We start from the raw sequence: 15,171 nt of genomic DNA, 5'->3' as shown, positions 1-15,171 counted from the left end.
ATTATGGCCGGTGTTGAACTCGTTAAAGTGGCCAAGCGCTACGGTAAACAGTCGGTGCTGCATCCGCTCGACCTGACCATTCCCGACGGCAGCTTTACCGTGCTGGTCGGCCCGTCCGGCTGCGGCAAATCGACGCTGCTGCGCCTGCTCGCCGGACTGGAGAGCCTTTCCGACGGCGCGATTCTGATGGATAAGGTGCAGATTAACGATCGCGATCCCGCCGATCGCGACATTGCGATGGTGTTTCAGAGTTATGCGCTCTATCCGCATCTGACGGTGGCCGAAAACCTGGCGTTTCACATGCAGGTAAAAAAGGTACGCCGCGATGAGCAGCAGCAGAAAATCGCGCGCATCGCCGCGATTCTTGGCATTGATAAGCTGCTGCAGCGCTACCCGCGCGCGCTCTCGGGTGGGCAGCGTCAGCGCGTGGCGATGGGCCGCGCCATGGTGCGTAATCCGCAGGTGTTTCTGTTTGACGAACCGCTCTCTAACCTTGATGCCCAGCTGCGCATGGAGCTGCGCGCCGAGATCAAGTCGCTGCATCAGCGTTTCAAAACCACCATGGTGTATGTCACGCACGATCAGGTAGAAGCGATGACGCTGGCCGACCAGATTGTGGTGATGAAAGAGGGACGCATCGTGCAACAGGGCGCACCGCTGGCGATCTACGATCGTCCGGCAGATACCTTTGTGGCGCGTTTTATTGGTTCGCCGCCCATGAACCTGTTACCGGCACAATTGCTGACGCATGACGGCGTGCCGGGCGTGCAGTGTCAGGACTGGTGGCAGCCGCTGCCCGCGCAGTGGCAGGCGGTGGCGCGGGAACGTGAAGGCGCTGCCGTGACGCTGGGGGTGCGCCCGCACGATTTGTGCGAAGTGCAGGACGGCGCGCCTGCGAGGGTGAACGTGGTGGAGATTACCGGGGAATCAACTCTGCTGCACCTTGACTGGCACGGTCATGCGCTGCACATGCAGATGGCCGGACGGCATGCGGCCGGCAGTGGTGCGACGCTGCGCATCGGTTTCAATCCGCAAAAAATTCATCTGTTCGATGCCGAAAGTGGTTTACGCCTGGCGGAAAAATAAGCGCGGCGCGGTTTTCAGGTGCCGGGGCGCATCAATGCGCACCCGGCTCAAAGACCTGTTATTACCTTGCAGGGTCAGCGTTTACGGTGACCAGACGGGCTGACTTTTCCCTCCGGCGTCAGCCTTCAGCCGTCGCCGGCTGGAATGTCCGGCGGTTGACGCTGGTCAGCACCACCAGCAGTGCCATCATCAGCAACTCCACCGTCAGCGTACCGCTGATGGCTGCCAGATGATTACCATGCTGATTGATCTGGGTGAACACCCCGCCGAGCAGCATCGGTCCCAGTCCCAGCGCCGATTGCTGCACGGTGGACAGCACCGCACTGCCTGCGCCGGCCTGATGATGCGGCACCCCGCTCATGCCAATCCGGTAGAAGGTGCTGACAATAAACGACTGGCCAAAGCCAATCAGCGCGGTAGCCGGAATCAACGTAGCAATGCCCACCTGCGGCCACTTCAGCTGCAGCGTCGCGATCAGCGCCACCAGCCCGACCATCTGAATCGCACAGCCAGACAGTAACGTGGCACGTTTACCATAGCGCTCAACCATGCGGGTAGTACGCATTGAGCCGATAAAATAGGCCGCGCCCAGGGCAATAAACGCGTTGCCGGACTGGAAAGCGGTCATGCCGATGCCGGATTGCAGCGTCAGCGCCACTGCGAACATAAAGCCGCTCCAGCAGGAGAAGAACAGCACCGCCAGCGTCAGACCAAAACGCACGCTGGAAAGACGCAACAGCGAGGGCGGCAGCAGCGGCGATCCGCCAGCGGCTTCCAGTCGCAGCGCGCTATGACGCAGCCGATGCAGAAACAACGGAAACAGCGCCAGAAGTAACAGGCACGGCCACGACCAGTGCAGCAGCGGCCCCAGCGCGAGTGCCAGCATCAGACAGCCGATCGCGCCAGCCAGCAGCAGCGTACCGCTCACATCCACCGGCACGCGCTTGAGGTTATGCGTTTCCGGCACGAAGCGGCGCGCGGTCAGCAGGACGAACAGGCAGATCGGCAGGTTGATGAGAAACACGCTGCGCCAGCCGTAGCCGCCAATATCGGCTTTGATCAAAAAACCGCCCAGCACCTGGCCAATAATAAAAGCCAGCCCGCCGATACCGCCGTACAGGCCAATGGCCCGCGCATGCGCCCTGCCCTGCAGCGTAACGTGCAGCGTGGCAAGAATCTGCGGCACCATAAAAGCGGCGCCGACGCCCTGCAGCGCGCGGGCAAACATCAGCATGCCGACGCTGTTAGCGATGCCGCACAATAATGACGCAATGCCAAAGATCCACACGCCAGCCAGAAACACGCGACGGCGGCCAAAGTTATCGCCCAGGCGTCCGCCCATCGCCAGACAAATAGCAAAGGCGATACCGTACACCGCCACGATCAGCGCCAGCGCGATCGGCGAGGCACGCAGCGATTGCGCCATCGCATCCAGCGCGACGTTGACTATGGAAAAGTCGATCATCGGCAATAGCTGCCCGGCCAGCAGGACCACCAGTCCTGCACGTTGAAGTTGCGATGTCTGCATAGCGTTAACCTTGTTTTTAGTTTCACTACGGCATAGCATCACCTAACCATTAAACGGGTACCAGTTCTTGATTATCATGGTATAAATTCTACCCGTCTCGTCTGGAGAGCTGCTGATGAGCACCGCGCAAACCCTTACCCCCGCTGAGCTGAACAACCGTAAATTACTCGGTACCTTTTTACGTACGCGCCGCGAGAGCCTGGATCCTAACCGCCTCGGTTTACCGCGTATGCGTCAGCGCCGCACGCCGGGTTTACGCCGTGAAGAGGTGGCGCAGCTGGCGGATGTCGGCGTCACCTGGTACACCTGGCTGGAACAGGGGCGCGATATCAAAGCCTCCACCAAAACGCTGACGGCCATCGCCAGCGCCCTGCAATGCAATGATGTTGAGACGCAGCATCTTTTCTCGCTGGCCGGACACACCCTGCCATCGACGCGCGTCGCCGCTGCCTGCTGCAAACTCGCCGGACATAATCAGCAAATGCTGGATGCCATTCAGCTACCGGCGATCATCGAAACGCCGCGCTTCGATATTCTCGGCTATAACCAGGCGTGGTGTGCGCTGATGGGCGTCGATTTAGCCCAGATCGCGCCGGAAGATCGCAACTGTATCTGGCTGGCGTTCAACCATGCCGGCTGGCGCAACGTGATGACCGACTGGGACGAAGTAATGCCACAGATGGTGGCGATGTTTCGCGGTCAGATGGGCGAGCATCTGGGCGATCCGCACTGGGAGAGCTTCCTGGCGCGATTGCTGAACAGTTCCGATGAGTTCGCGCACACCTGGCAGCGCTACGAACTGGGCAAGGTAGAAAACCGCGTGAAACGCTTTTACCGTGCCGAAGTGGGCGAAATGACGCTACGCCAGAACAACTGGTGGTCGGCGTCACGCAACGGCGACCGCCTGCTGGTATATGTGCCGGATGATGCCGCCAGCGCAGCGGCGCTGCAGCAGTTAACGGCGCGCTGAATCCTGCCGCTTTCTTAGCATGTCAGGCTGAAGGTGTTTATACGTTGTATCGACATCATCACGGCTATACAATGTATACACATCCTTCGGAGGCCTGTTATGACGACCGTCACCTTAAAGAAATGGGGCAACAGTCCCTCGATTCGCATCCCATCCAGCGTGATGCAATCCGCGTCGCTCAGCGTGAACGATAAACTGGAACTCAGCGTTGAAGATGGCAAGCTGATCCTTGTGCCGCTCAGGGAAAAGGTGTATTCACTGGACGCTCTGCTGGACGAGATCACCGACGATAACGTCCATGATAAAATTGATTTTGGACCTTCAGTGGGCAAGGAAAGAATCTGATGGTGTCACGTTTTGTTCCCGATGCAGGCGATCTCATCTGGCTGGATTTTGATCCCACCCTTGGCCATGAACAGGGCGGCCATCGTCCTGCGGTTGTGCTGAGTCCCTTTGCCTATAACAACAAGGTCGGCATGTTGTTGTGCGTCCCGTGTACCACCCAGGTCAAAGGCTATCCTTTCGAAGTTTCCCTTGTCGGTAGCCGTGAAAGTGTGGCGCTGGCCGATCAGGTCACCTCCATCGACTGGCGCGCCAGAAAAGTGGTGAAAAAAAGCCATGTGACCGCCGACGAACTGAGTGAGATTCGCGCTAAAGCTAAAGCGCTGATTGGCTGACGTCCGTTATCTTTGCCATCGCCACCGATAAGAATGTCCTGCGCTATCCCCAACCTTATTTATCCTGACTATGCTTATCAGACGATAATAAATTCAGGAGAGCGCATGAAACTACTTTATTTCGTTTCGCTTATTGCTGCAGCCGGTTATTTACTGGCTTTCTTACCTAAACTGCGCACCCGTCGCGAGCCTGTGGCTTATTGGGGGTGCTGGGCTTATTTAGGTCTGAACGCGGTATATTGGGCAGTATTTGCGTTTCGCTATTATTTTCTGCGCTAACCGTGGTAACGTCATGAAGGAGTTATGTTATGTCAGAAAACAATCGCGATCGGATGCCCTATTTACTCTATTTTTCCCGTCAGCGTTTACTGGTGGAAAATATCGACGGCCATATCGTTGATATTGGCGGTGCGGAAAGAGTGGGCGATCGTTATCGCTGGCAGCTGGACGGTAAAGATGCCGGGGGAGAAACGGAGCAGGAAGTGGACGAATTACTGGCCGAGGTGGAAAAACACCTGAGCTTTTTGTTCGTCGATGGCCAGTTTACCAGCCTGCCCGATGTCAGTGCTGATTATGGCGATCGGCTGGATAACGCGCCCTCACGGCAAATTGCACTACCCGAGTTCAACGACCGCGATGAAGATATCGTGCGTTAAGCCACAGAAGCAGGCTGCCGTCAGGCAGCCTGTCAGCACTCAGGCCGCCGGTGTGGTACTGGCCATACCGGGCACCAGAATCACTTTGCGGCAATCCTCTTTGCGTTTTTCAAAGATTTCATAGCCGCGCGCGGCCTCTTCCAGCGGCATATGGTGCGTCACAATCTCTTCCGGCGTCAGCAGCCCTTGTTCAATCAGCGACAGCAGGCGCGGTAAATAGGCCTGCACATGCGTCTGGCCCATTTTAAACGTCAGTCCTTTATCGAATGCATCGCCAAACAGGAAGCCGTGGATAAAGCCGGCATACACGCCCGGCACGCTGACCACACCGCCACGGCGCACTGCCGCAATACACTGCCGCAGGGCCTTCCCGCTGCTGCCCTCCAGCTTCAGATTACTCATCACTGTTTCCGTCAGGCTGCCCTTGGCTTCAAAACCTACCGCATCGATTACCGCATCAACGCCCCGGTGGCCCTGGGTATGATCAATGATCCAGCCAGCAGGATCGTCGATTTCGTCAAAATTGATCGGCGTAACTCCATAACGCTGGCGGGCAAATTCCAGTCGATAAGCATTGTGGTCAATCATAAAGATCTCTTCCGCCCCTGCCAGGCGCGCGCAGGCGGCGCTCAGTAACCCGACCGGGCCGGCGCCAAAAATGGCGACGCTGGAGCCTTTATCCAGTCCGGCATTTTGCACTGCCTGCCAGGCGGTGGGCAGGATATCGGAGAGAAACAGTACTTTTTCATCCGGTAGCGCCAGCGGCACTTTAAACGGCCCGACATTGGCTTTTGGTACCCGCACATATTCCGCCTGGCCGCCCGGCACGCCGCCGTACAGTTTGCTGTAGCCAAATAACGCTGCAGGCGGGGTAATATTTTTCTTGTTTAAAATAGCACCGCGCCCGCTATTGGTATTTTCACAGGCCGCATACTGATGCAGATGACAAAAGAAACAGTCGCCACAGGCAATAACAAAGGGCACCACAACGCGATCGCCAATTTTCACATTGGTAACCTCACTCCCCGCTTCCACCACTTCACCCATAAATTCGTGACCAAATATATCACCGTGATCGGTACCGGGAATTTTCCCGCGATAAAGATGTAAGTCGGAGCCGCAAATTGCCGTCGCGGTGACGCGTAAAATAATGTCGTCCGGCTGCTCTAAAATCGGGTCAGGAACAGTTTCAACGCGCACCCGATGTGGGCCATGATAAGTTAACGCTTTCATAATCAGCTCCTCATAAATAAGCGTAACGAAAGGCTGTCTTTATTTAACCTGAATCGCTTAAGCCTGGTAGTAATAGTCGAATAGGCAAGCGTATCGGTATCGGGTGCAGAGCGGGGTCCGGCGCAGTTGCGCTTTGTGCGATATCTCGCAGAGAGGCATTTCTTACAGTAACGGCTAAAAATAATACTGGATATGCAAACAGTATATTGTATACTTATCCAGCAGTCTGATGGACTGTTCCACGTTTGTAAGAGGTGATACTGATGATGATCTCAACGGAAAGTCTTGCTGCTCTCAACGCAACTCTGCTGATGAGCAGCCGTGAAATTGCCAGAATAACCGGCATCACGCATGGCGAAGTGAAGCGCCTGATTAAAAGCCTGGAAACCGCGCAGCGCCTTTCCCAGCCTGTCACGGTGAATCATTACGAGCATGAAGGTGAGACACGTCAGGAGTTCCAGCTGAATAAACGTGACTCGCTGCTGGCGGTTGCTCGTCTTTCCCCTGGCTTTACCGCCGAACTGCTGGACCGCTGGCAGGAGCGGGAAAAATTCACCCATCTGCCCGACTTCACCAATCCGGCGGAAGCGGCACGTGCCTGGGCAGAACAGTTTGAGCAACGCCGTGCGGCGGAACAGCAACTGGCGCTGACGGCCCCAAAGGCAGAATTCTTTGATCGCTTTGTTGATGTGCATGAGTCGCTGGGTTTTCGCCAGTTGTGCAAAATGCTCAAGGTGAAAGAGCCAGAGTTTCGGCAGTTTCTGCTTGAGCGCAACATTATGTACCGTGACAAAGGTGCGCTGACGCCACAGCAGCACCATCTGCAGGCTGGCTATTTTGCACTGCGCAGCGGAATGGGTGAAAACCAGCATGCTTTTTCGCAGGCACGGTTTACCGCGAAAGGCGTGAAGTGGGTTGCCAGCCTGTGGGCCGGTCATGTCGCTGCACGGCCGAATGGTGTCGCTGCCTGATATTCAGCCGGTCAGGACGACCGGCTGGATTCGCTTAGCGCTGATGGCGGCGGCGCTGGAGCCGATGGCGAAACTGCCTGACCTCTTCGCGTGACCAGCAGCGAGAGGAGAGCGGCAGGCTGTCATCAACCGCCGCCGGCAGCGGCAATTTTTCCAGCGTGCCACGATTACACATAGCACGCGCCAGCGTGGTACAGGGGATATCAAGGTAATGCGCCATCTGCGGCAGCGTCATCAGAGTGGTACGCATACTCACCTCCATTTGGCTTATGTTTCGCCTTTCATGGTTGAGCAGCCCGGCAGATGTTTTTTTGATCGCGATCAGCCTACGCCTTAATTCAGGTTAAAAATTAATCAACCCGCTACCCTGTGGTCTGCGCCATCGCTTCGCTCACTGTGCCGCCGGAAAGTTTCGCTGAATCGGTGCAAACGCGCTGGCGGTTTTGCCGATCAGCCGTTGTGGCCGGAACTCTTTCAGCAGGTCGCTGGGACTGTCGCCGATCAGCTCTTGCGCCACCAGCCGGCCAATCAACGGTGACAGCGTGATGCCACTGTGCGTCACCGCGACATACACGCGCTGATGCGGGGTGACAAAGCCCAGCGCCGGCAAACCATCAGCCGGACGCGCCCGCTGCCCGACGACAATCTGCTCGATCTGCAACGCACCAGCCGTGGCAAACAGCGCACGGTAGCGCTCACGAAACTGATCGGCGATGGCACTATGAGTCGACGGCGGCGCGCCCGGATCGGCCAGGTGATCGAGATCCAGCGCCTGTAACAGTAACCGCCCGCCGCCGTCCGGGCGCACGTTCAGCTGCGGAGAAATCAGGTTGGTGCCAAGCGATAACGGCTGTGGTGCGGTGCGCGCCAGAAAGCTGCAGGCCACCGCATCAGGCTTGCTGGTGTCAATCAGCGCCAGTTCCAGACCAAGCGTATGCAGCAGCTGATTGGCCCAGCGTCCGGTCGCCAGCACCAGACGATCACCCTGCCACTGCTCACCCTGCTCCAGCTGCACCGTCACGCCTTCCGCATTTTCACTGATGTGCTGAATCGCCTGATGCTGATGCAGTACCGCGCCGTGCGCCTGCGCCTCTGACCACAGCCGTGCCAGATACAGCGCTGGATAGAGCACCGATTCCGTTGGAAAATGCCAGATGCTACCGTGCACCGCAGACGCACGCAGTTCAGGAATTTCCTGCTGCAGCTCGGCCAGCGTCCTTTGCCGTGCCGCATAGCCAGCGGCCTGCAAGGCGGTGGCACGCTGCTGCAGTTGCTGTTCGGCTTCACCCGCGCCGGCCCACTCCCAGGTGCCACAAGGTTCCAGCCAGCGCACGCCATTGGTCTGCGTCAGCTGCAGCCGGATATGCTCCTCCATCGCCAGCGCATTGAGGCGGTGGTAGCTGGCAGGCTGTTTGCCGTTGGAGTTCACCCAGGCAAATGTGGTGCTGCTGGTGCCCGCGCCCATGTGTTGCCGGTCAAAGAGGGTCACTTGCGCGCCCTGCCGCGCCAGCGCCCACGCCACGGCGAGGCCGATCACACCCGCACCGATTACCGCCACTTTTTGCGTCGTCATAGCTGTCTCCTCTGATTGCCCGTCATCATAGCAGTCACCGCAGCGAAAACTGGCCTGAGGGTCATAGGAATTACTTCTCAGATTATTCAATAAATAAAAAAAGCGTGACGGTGCGTTAAAGTCGCTTCGCTCGCTGGCGCACTCCCCTTACCGGGTCTACGGTTAATTGAAAAAGCACAAGAATTTAACTAACCATGGAAAGCCGCTATGACCGCCCATGTCGATACCACAGCAAGCCAGGAAAGCGATCTCCTTCAGTTGCATCACGCATTGCAGGCCCATCTTGAATATTTATTGCCTGCCGGGCAGCAGGCCGATCGCGTTCGGGCCGCAATGCGTGCCGGCACGCTGGCACCGGGCAAACGTATTCGTCCGCTCTTGCTACTGCTGGCAGCACGCGATATGGGCTGTGACGTGGCGCAGCAGGGTATCCTTGATCTTGCCTGTGCAGTCGAAATGGTGCACGCCGCCTCACTGATCCTTGACGACATTCCATCAATGGATAACGCCCGGATGCGACGTGGGCGCCCGGCAATCCACTGTGAATATGGGGAAAACGTGGCGATCCTGGCGGCGGTCGCGCTACTCAGCCGCGCCTTTGAGGTGATTGCCCTCGCGCCGGGTCTGCCGGCAACGCACAAAGCCGAAGCCATTGCCGAGCTCTCCTCTGCCGTGGGCCTGCAGGGACTGGTTCAGGGTCAGTTCCAGGATCTGCATGACGGCGCACACAGCCGCAGTCCGGAAGCCATTACCCTGACCAATGAACTGAAAACCAGCGTCCTGTTTCGCGCCACGCTGCAGATGGCGGCAATTGCGGCCGATGCGTCAGTGCAGGTACGTCAGCGTTTAAGCTATTTTGCGCAGGATTTAGGTCAGGCATTCCAGTTACTGGACGACCTGGCAGATGGCTCTAAACACACCGGCAAGGACTGTCATCAGGATCAGGGCAAATCCACGCTGGTGCAGATGCTGGGTCCTGAAGGGGCTGAACGTCGTCTGCGCGACCATTTAAGCAGTGCCGATGCCCATCTTGCCTGCGCCTGCCATCGCGGTGTCGCCACCCGTCAATATATGCACGCCCTGTTTAATCAACAGCTGGCGATGTTCAACTGAAGCCGGTCATACCTATGGGGCATTTTGCCGTTATTGCGCCACCGCTCTACAGCCACTTTTACGCATTGCAGGCGCTGGCGCAAACGCTGCTGGCGCGCGGACATCGCATCACCTTTATCCAGCAAAGTGATGCACGCACCTTGCTGAGCGACGAGCGCATTGCCTTTGTGGCCGTCGGCGAGCGCACGCATCCTGCCGGATCGCTCTCCAGCGAACTCAGGCGGCTGGCCGCACCGGGCGGGCTGTCGCTGTTTCGCGTGATTCACGATCTGGCCAGCACCACCGATATGCTATGCCGCGAACTGCCCGCGGTGCTGCAACGGCTGCAGGTCGATGGCGTGATTGCCGATCAAATGGAAGCGGCGGGTGGTCTGGTGGCAGAGGCGTTACAGCTGCCGTTCGTGTCGGTGGCCTGCGCGCTGCCGGTCAATCGCGAAGCGGCCATTCCGCTGGCGGTGATGCCCTTTCGCTTTGCTCAGGATGAGAAAGCGCTGCAGCGCTATCAGGCCAGCAGTGACATCTACGACCGCATCATGCGTCGTCATGGCGCTGTCATCGCTCGTCATGCGCGCGCCTTCGGCCTGCCCGAACGCCATGGCTTACATCAGTGTCTGTCGCCGCTGGCGCAAATCAGTCAGCTGGTGCCCGCTTTTGATTTTCCGCGTCAGCAACTGCCAGCCTGCTATCACAGCGTGGGCCCGCTGCGGACTCCAGTCGCTAGCGGCGCGCTCGCCGCTCCCTGGCCAGCGCTGCGCCAGCCGGTGGTGTATGCCTCACTGGGCACGCTACAGGGGCATCGTTTTCGCCTGTTTCTGCATCTGGCTCAGGCCTGCCGCAATCAGCAGCTGTCGCTGGTGGTGGCACACTGTGGCGGGTTGACCGCCAGCCAGGCACATCAGCTGAGACTGGCCGGTGCTGCGTGGGTGACCGATTTTGTGGATCAGCGGGCGGCGCTGCAGCACGCGCAGCTGTTTATCACCCATGCCGGTCTGAACAGTGCGCTGGAAGCACTGGAGTGTGGCACGCCGATGCTGGCGCTGCCGATCGCCTTCGATCAGCCCGGCGTGGCGGCACGTATTGAGTGGCACGGCGTCGGCCGGCGCGCCTCACGTTTCAGCCGCGTCGCGCAGTTGGAGCACCACCTGCAACAGTTGCTGAGTGACGATCGCTATCGTCTGCGCATGTCAGCCATTCAGGCGCAGCTGCAGCGGGCCGGTGGCTGTACGCGCGCGGCGGATATTGTCGAGCAGGCGCTGTGTCAGCAGCAAATCGTGCTGGCGGAGGCCACCTGATGCGCGCACCTTATGATGTCATTCTGGTCGGTGCCGGCCTGGCTAACGGGCTGATTGCGCTGCGTTTACGCCAGCTGCAGCCCGCACTTAAGGTTTTGCTGCTGGAGAGTCAGGCGCAGCCGGCCGGCAATCATACCTGGTCGTTCCATCGCGAAGACGTCAGCGAAGCGCAGTTCCGCTGGCTCGAACCGCTGCTTTCGGCACGCTGGCCCGGTTATCAGGTACGCTTCCCCGCCCTGCGTCGCCAGCTGGATGGTGAATATTGCTCCATTGCCTCGGAGGATTTTGCCCGGCACTTACAGCAGGTGCTCGGTACCGCGCTACGCACCGCAGCGCCGGTCAGCGACGTCTCGCCCACCGGAGTCAGACTGGCGGATGGCGGGATGTTACAGGCGCAGGCGGTGATTGACGGACGCGGGCTGCAGCCGACACCGCATCTGCAGCTCGGCTATCAGGCATTTGTCGGTCAGGAGTGGCAGCTGGCCGCGCCGCATGGCCTGCAGCAGCCAATATTGATGGACGCCAGCGTCGATCAGCAGCAGGGTTATCGCTTTGTTTACACCCTGCCGCTCAGCGCCAGCCGTTTACTGATTGAAGATACCCATTACATCAACCATGCCACGCTGGATGTCGCACAGGCACGCCGGCACATTACTGATTATGCCCACCAGCGCGGCTGGAATCTGCGCCAGCTGCTGCGCGAGGAGCACGGCTCGCTGCCGATCACGCTCAGCGGCGATATCGATCAGTTCTGGCAACAGCAGCACGGACAACCGTGCAGCGGGCTGCGTGCCGGACTGTTTCACGCCACCACCGGTTACTCGCTGCCTGCGGCAGTGGCGCTGGCGGAGAAGATTGCCAGCACGCTGCCCGCCGATGCTCACACGCTGAGCCACTACATCGAATCCTTTGCCCGTCAGCACTGGCGCGAGCAGCGCTTTTTCCGTCTGTTAAATCGCATGCTGTTTCTTGCCGGACGGCCTGAACAGCGCTGGCGCGTAATGCAGCGTTTTTACCGGCTTGACGCCGGATTGATTAGCCGCTTTTACGCCGGGCAACTGCGCCTCAGCGATAAAGCACGCATTCTGTGCGGCAAACCGCCGGTCCCTCTCGGCGAAGCGCTGCGCGCATTGATGATGACCTCTCCGTTACCAGGGAAGAAATAATGAAACGCACCTATGTGATTGGCGCAGGCTTCGGTGGCCTGGCGCTGGCGATTCGTCTGCAAGCGGCCGGCGTGCCGGTCACGCTGCTGGAACAGCGCGATAAGCCTGGCGGGCGCGCCTATGTTTATCAGGATCAGGGTTTTACCTTTGATGCCGGTCCGACGGTGATTACCGATCCCAGCGCTATCGAGGCGCTGTTTACGCTGGCAGGCAAGCAACTCAGTGATTATGTCGACCTGATGCCGGTGACGCCGTTTTATCGCCTGTGCTGGGAAGACGGCAGGCAGCTGGACTACGACAACAATCAGGCGCAGCTGGAGCAGCAGATTGCTACTTTTAACCCGCAGGATGTCGCCGGTTACCGCCAGTTTCTGGCCTATTCACAGGATGTGTTTCGTGAGGGCTATCTGAAACTGGGCACCGTGCCTTTTCTGCATTTCCGCGACATGCTGCGTGCCGGGCCACAGCTGGGTCGGCTGCAAGCCTGGCGCAGTGTCTACAGCATGGTGGCGAAATTTATTCAGGACGATCATCTGCGCCAGGCTTTTTCCTTTCACTCGTTGCTGGTCGGCGGTAATCCTTTTGCAACGTCTTCGATCTATACCTTAATTCACGCACTGGAGCGCGAATGGGGTGTGTGGTTTCCGCGCGGCGGTACCGGCGCGCTGGTTGATGGCATGGCGCGGCTGTTTCGCGATTTGGGCGGTGAACTGCTGCTCAACGCCGAAGTCAGCCAGCTGGAGACCGAGGGTAACCGCATCAGCGGTGTACAGCTGAAGGATGGGCGCCGTTTTGCCGCCGCCGCCGTTGCGTCAAATGCTGACGTGGTGCATACCTACGATCGCCTGTTAAGCCAGCATCCTGCGGCGCGTAAACGCGCGGCGACGCTGAAGCGCAAGCGGATGAGCAACTCGCTATTTGTGCTCTATTTTGGTCTTAATCATGCCCACCCGCAGCTGGCGCATCACACCGTGTGCTTTGGTCCGCGCTATCGTGAATTGATCGATGAGATCTTCAATAGCAGCCAGCTGGCGGAAGATTTCTCGCTGTATCTGCATGCGCCCTGCTCCAGCGATCCGTCGCTGGCACCGGCGGGCTGCGGCAGTTTTTACGTGCTGGCGCCGGTGCCGCATCTCGGTACCGCCGCAATTGACTGGCAACAGGAAGGACCGCGCTTGCGCGATCGCATTTTTGCTTATCTGGAGGAGCACTATATGCCGGGTCTGCGACAGCAGTTAGTGACACACCGTATGTTTACGCCGTTTGATTTTCGCGACACGCTGCACGCGCATCAGGGCTCAGCGTTTTCGCTCGAACCCATTTTGACGCAAAGTGCCTGGTTCCGGCCGCATAACCGCGATGCCGACATCACTAACCTTTATCTGGTGGGGGCTGGCACGCATCCCGGTGCCGGTGTGCCAGGCGTGATCGGCTCCGCGAAAGCGACCGCCCAGTTGATGGTGGAGGATCTGACCGGATGAACCAACCGCCGCTGATTGAGCAGGTCACCCAAACCATGGCGCAGGGCTCCAAAAGTTTCGCCAGCGCTACCCGGCTGTTTGATCCTCCAACGCGCCGCAGTACGCTGATGCTGTACGCATGGTGTCGTCACTGTGACGATGTGATAGATGGTCAGACGCTGGGCGAAGGCGGCACGCAGCACGCGGTGGCGGATGCCCAGGCGCGGATGCGCCACCTGCAAATCGAAACCCGCCGCGCCTACAGCGGTGCCCACATGGATGAACCGGCGTTTCGTGCCTTTCAGGAAGTGGCGCTGACGCATCAGCTTCCCCAGCAGCTGGCGTTTGATCATCTGGAAGGGTTTGCGATGGATGCGCGTGAAGAACGTTACGCGTGTTTCGGGGACACGCTGCGTTACTGCTATCACGTGGCCGGCGTGGTGGGGTTAATGATGGCGCGCGTGATGGGCGTACGTGATGAGCGCGTACTCGATCACGCCTGTGATTTGGGTCTGGCGTTTCAGCTGACCAATATCGCACGGGATATCGTTGAGGACGCGGAGAATGGCCGTTGCTATCTGCCACAAAGCTGGCTGGATGAGGCCGGACTGAGCGCCGCCCAGCTCGCCGATCCGCAACATCGCGCAGCGCTGGCCCCGCTGGCGGCGCGTCTGGTCCGCGAGGCTGAACCTTACTATCAGTCAGCGCGCAGCGGGCTGCCCGGACTGCCGCTCCGTTCGGCGTGGGCGATCGCCACCGCGCGCGGCGTTTACCGGGAAATTGGCGTAAAAGTGCAGCATGCCGGTGCCCGGGCATGGGATACGCGCCAGTGCACCAGTAAAGGCGAAAAGCTGGCGCTGCTGGTGAAAGGTGCCGGCGTCGCGCTTACTTCGCGCCTTGCTCATCCCCAGGCGCGTCCTGCCGGTCTGTGGCAGCGTCCGCGTTGACACGACGCCCATGGCGCTGGCGCAGCGTCGCCTGCAGCTTGTGCAGCGGCGGGGCGTAAAGAAAGCCAAAGGAAACGCAACCTTCCCGTCCCCGCACCGCATGATGCATGCGGTGCGCCATATACAACCGCTTCAGATAGCCTTTGCGTGGAATATAGCGGAACGGCCAGCGCTGATGGACCAGGCCGTCATGCACCATAAAATAGAGCGCGCCATAGGTCGTCATGCCAGCGCCAATCCATTGCAGCGGCCAGACACCGTTGACACCCAGCCAAATCAGGCCAATCGACAGCAGCGCAAACACCACGGCATACAGGTCGTTGAGCTCAAATTTGCTCTCATGCGGTTCATGATGCGACAAATGCCAGCCCCATCCCCAGCCATGCATAATGTATTTATGCGACAGCGCCGCGACGATCTCCATCAGTATCACGGTAGCCAGCAGGATAAGCGCATTCCATAACCAGAGCATCATTGGTCCATTTGCGAAGAGTGAGAG

At 58.9% G+C, this 15,171-nt stretch carries 17 protein-coding genes; 12 read left to right on the top strand and 5 right to left on the bottom strand.

Annotated features, from left to right (window positions below; all coding sequences use genetic code 11):
* Window positions 1-3 precede the first annotated feature (3 nt).
* Entirely contained in the window at window positions 4-1,086 is a 1,083-nt protein-coding gene (locus C1N84_RS21130) for an ABC transporter ATP-binding protein (RefSeq protein ID WP_058776100.1), read from the top strand.
* A 118-nt stretch (window positions 1,087-1,204) separates the two neighbouring features.
* Here C1N84_RS21130 and C1N84_RS21125 read toward each other — a convergent pair whose 3' ends face one another.
* Window positions 1,205-2,614 (bottom strand): MFS transporter, encoded by a 1,410-nt coding sequence (locus tag C1N84_RS21125; RefSeq protein ID WP_264444192.1) that lies wholly within the window; start codon window positions 2,612-2,614, stop codon window positions 1,205-1,207.
* A gap of 115 nt (window positions 2,615-2,729) precedes the next feature.
* Here C1N84_RS21125 and C1N84_RS21120 point away from each other — a divergent pair, with 115 nt between their 5' ends.
* The 5 genes from C1N84_RS21120 (at window position 2,730) to C1N84_RS21100 (ending at window position 4,917) form a co-directional block, all read left to right on the top strand.
* Window positions 2,730-3,584, top strand: coding sequence for a helix-turn-helix transcriptional regulator (locus C1N84_RS21120; RefSeq protein ID WP_058770343.1), 855 nt, complete (start codon window positions 2,730-2,732; stop codon window positions 3,582-3,584).
* A 99-nt stretch (window positions 3,585-3,683) separates the two neighbouring features.
* Window positions 3,684-3,929 carry an AbrB/MazE/SpoVT family DNA-binding domain-containing protein gene (locus C1N84_RS21115; protein WP_215481172.1) on the top strand — a complete coding sequence of 82 codons (246 nt, stop codon included), beginning with the start codon at window positions 3,684-3,686 and terminating at the stop codon, window positions 3,927-3,929.
* Window positions 3,929-4,261 (top strand): endoribonuclease MazF, encoded by a 333-nt coding sequence (mazF, locus tag C1N84_RS21110; protein ID WP_215481170.1) that lies wholly within the window; start codon window positions 3,929-3,931, stop codon window positions 4,259-4,261. The genes C1N84_RS21115 and mazF overlap by 1 nt, the downstream gene beginning before the upstream one ends.
* A 105-nt stretch (window positions 4,262-4,366) precedes the next feature.
* Window positions 4,367-4,540 carry a hypothetical protein gene (locus tag C1N84_RS21105; protein ID WP_021508895.1) on the top strand — a complete coding sequence of 58 codons (174 nt, stop codon included), beginning with the start codon at window positions 4,367-4,369 and terminating at the stop codon, window positions 4,538-4,540.
* Between the two features lie 29 nt (window positions 4,541-4,569).
* Window positions 4,570-4,917 carry a hypothetical protein gene (locus tag C1N84_RS21100; RefSeq protein WP_215481169.1) on the top strand — a complete coding sequence of 116 codons (348 nt, stop codon included), beginning with the start codon at window positions 4,570-4,572 and terminating at the stop codon, window positions 4,915-4,917.
* A 39-nt stretch (window positions 4,918-4,956) separates the two neighbouring features.
* Here the strand turns inward: C1N84_RS21100 and C1N84_RS21095 are convergent, their stop codons facing one another.
* Window positions 4,957-6,150, bottom strand: coding sequence for a zinc-dependent alcohol dehydrogenase (locus C1N84_RS21095; protein ID WP_021508893.1), 1,194 nt, complete (start codon window positions 6,148-6,150; stop codon window positions 4,957-4,959).
* A gap of 263 nt (window positions 6,151-6,413) precedes the next feature.
* Here C1N84_RS21095 and C1N84_RS21090 point away from each other — a divergent pair, with 263 nt between their 5' ends.
* A complete protein-coding gene (locus C1N84_RS21090; protein WP_021508892.1) occupies window positions 6,414-7,121 on the top strand; it encodes a phage antirepressor KilAC domain-containing protein in 708 nt (235 codons plus the stop codon).
* Window positions 7,122-7,155: 34 nt separating this feature from the next.
* Here C1N84_RS21090 and C1N84_RS21085 read toward each other — a convergent pair whose 3' ends face one another.
* Window positions 7,156-7,371 (bottom strand): hypothetical protein, encoded by a 216-nt coding sequence (locus tag C1N84_RS21085; protein ID WP_021508891.1) that lies wholly within the window; start codon window positions 7,369-7,371, stop codon window positions 7,156-7,158.
* A 141-nt stretch (window positions 7,372-7,512) separates the two neighbouring features.
* A complete protein-coding gene (locus C1N84_RS21080) occupies window positions 7,513-8,784 on the bottom strand; it encodes an NAD(P)/FAD-dependent oxidoreductase (protein ID WP_338107657.1) in 1,272 nt (423 codons plus the stop codon).
* Between the two features lie 117 nt (window positions 8,785-8,901).
* Between C1N84_RS21080 and C1N84_RS21075 the strand changes: the two genes are divergently transcribed.
* From C1N84_RS21075 to crtB, 5 genes are read left to right on the top strand one after another with little or no spacing between them, the layout of a single operon-like run.
* Window positions 8,902-9,807, top strand: a complete 906-nt coding sequence (locus C1N84_RS21075; protein ID WP_264444198.1) for a polyprenyl synthetase family protein — start codon at window positions 8,902-8,904, stop codon at window positions 9,805-9,807.
* Window positions 9,808-9,821: 14 nt separating this feature from the next.
* Window positions 9,822-11,099: a glycosyltransferase gene (locus C1N84_RS21070; RefSeq protein ID WP_264444200.1), complete on the top strand. Its 1,278-nt coding sequence runs from the start codon at window positions 9,822-9,824 to the stop codon at window positions 11,097-11,099.
* A complete protein-coding gene (gene crtY / locus C1N84_RS21065) occupies window positions 11,099-12,265 on the top strand; it encodes a lycopene beta-cyclase CrtY (protein WP_264444202.1) in 1,167 nt (388 codons plus the stop codon). Before C1N84_RS21070 ends, crtY begins: the two co-directional genes overlap by 1 nt.
* The gene (locus C1N84_RS21060; protein WP_058770350.1) at window positions 12,265-13,746 is read left to right on the top strand and encodes a phytoene desaturase; all 1,482 of its coding nucleotides are present in this window, start codon (window positions 12,265-12,267) and stop codon (window positions 13,744-13,746) included. The genes crtY and C1N84_RS21060 overlap by 1 nt, the downstream gene beginning before the upstream one ends.
* Window positions 13,743-14,672: a 15-cis-phytoene synthase CrtB gene (gene crtB, locus C1N84_RS21055; RefSeq protein ID WP_264444205.1), complete on the top strand. Its 930-nt coding sequence runs from the start codon at window positions 13,743-13,745 to the stop codon at window positions 14,670-14,672. Before C1N84_RS21060 ends, crtB begins: the two co-directional genes overlap by 4 nt.
* Here the strand turns inward: crtB and C1N84_RS21050 are convergent.
* The gene (locus tag C1N84_RS21050) at window positions 14,611-15,144 is read right to left on the bottom strand and encodes a sterol desaturase family protein (protein ID WP_022547228.1); all 534 of its coding nucleotides are present in this window, start codon (window positions 15,142-15,144) and stop codon (window positions 14,611-14,613) included. The two genes, crtB and C1N84_RS21050, sit on opposite strands and share 62 nt — an antisense overlap.
* Between the last annotated feature and the right edge of the window lie 27 nt (window positions 15,145-15,171).

Source organism: Pantoea sp. SGAir0418 (assembly GCF_043529865.1).
Note: the sequence above shows the minus strand (reverse complement) of the source record. Positions and strands in the feature narration are given on the sequence as shown.

Bases quoted from the DNA above. Each gene is read 5' to 3' on its own strand.
- C1N84_RS21105 (WP_021508895.1), top strand. From the start codon at position 4,367: ATGAAACTACTTTATTTCGTTTCGCTTATTGCTGCAGCCGGTTATTTA.
- C1N84_RS21095 (WP_021508893.1), bottom strand. From the start codon at position 6,150: ATGAAAGCGTTAACTTATCATGGCCCACATCGGGTGCGCGTTGAAACT.
- C1N84_RS21090 (WP_021508892.1), top strand. From the start codon at position 6,414: ATGATGATCTCAACGGAAAGTCTTGCTGCTCTCAACGCAACTCTGCTG.
- C1N84_RS21130 (WP_058776100.1), top strand. From the start codon at position 4: ATGGCCGGTGTTGAACTCGTTAAAGTGGCCAAGCGCTACGGTAAACAG.
- crtY (WP_264444202.1), top strand. From the start codon at position 11,099: ATGCGCGCACCTTATGATGTCATTCTGGTCGGTGCCGGCCTGGCTAAC.
- C1N84_RS21060 (WP_058770350.1), top strand. From the start codon at position 12,265: ATGAAACGCACCTATGTGATTGGCGCAGGCTTCGGTGGCCTGGCGCTG.
- C1N84_RS21115 (WP_215481172.1), top strand. From the start codon at position 3,684: ATGACGACCGTCACCTTAAAGAAATGGGGCAACAGTCCCTCGATTCGC.
- C1N84_RS21120 (WP_058770343.1), top strand. From the start codon at position 2,730: ATGAGCACCGCGCAAACCCTTACCCCCGCTGAGCTGAACAACCGTAAA.
- C1N84_RS21125 (WP_264444192.1), bottom strand. From the start codon at position 2,614: ATGCAGACATCGCAACTTCAACGTGCAGGACTGGTGGTCCTGCTGGCC.
- C1N84_RS21075 (WP_264444198.1), top strand. From the start codon at position 8,902: ATGACCGCCCATGTCGATACCACAGCAAGCCAGGAAAGCGATCTCCTT.
- crtB (WP_264444205.1), top strand. From the start codon at position 13,743: ATGAACCAACCGCCGCTGATTGAGCAGGTCACCCAAACCATGGCGCAG.
- C1N84_RS21085 (WP_021508891.1), bottom strand. From the start codon at position 7,371: ATGCGTACCACTCTGATGACGCTGCCGCAGATGGCGCATTACCTTGAT.
- C1N84_RS21050 (WP_022547228.1), bottom strand. From the start codon at position 15,144: ATGCTCTGGTTATGGAATGCGCTTATCCTGCTGGCTACCGTGATACTG.
- C1N84_RS21070 (WP_264444200.1), top strand. From the start codon at position 9,822: ATGGGGCATTTTGCCGTTATTGCGCCACCGCTCTACAGCCACTTTTAC.
- C1N84_RS21100 (WP_215481169.1), top strand. From the start codon at position 4,570: ATGTCAGAAAACAATCGCGATCGGATGCCCTATTTACTCTATTTTTCC.
- mazF (WP_215481170.1), top strand. From the start codon at position 3,929: ATGGTGTCACGTTTTGTTCCCGATGCAGGCGATCTCATCTGGCTGGAT.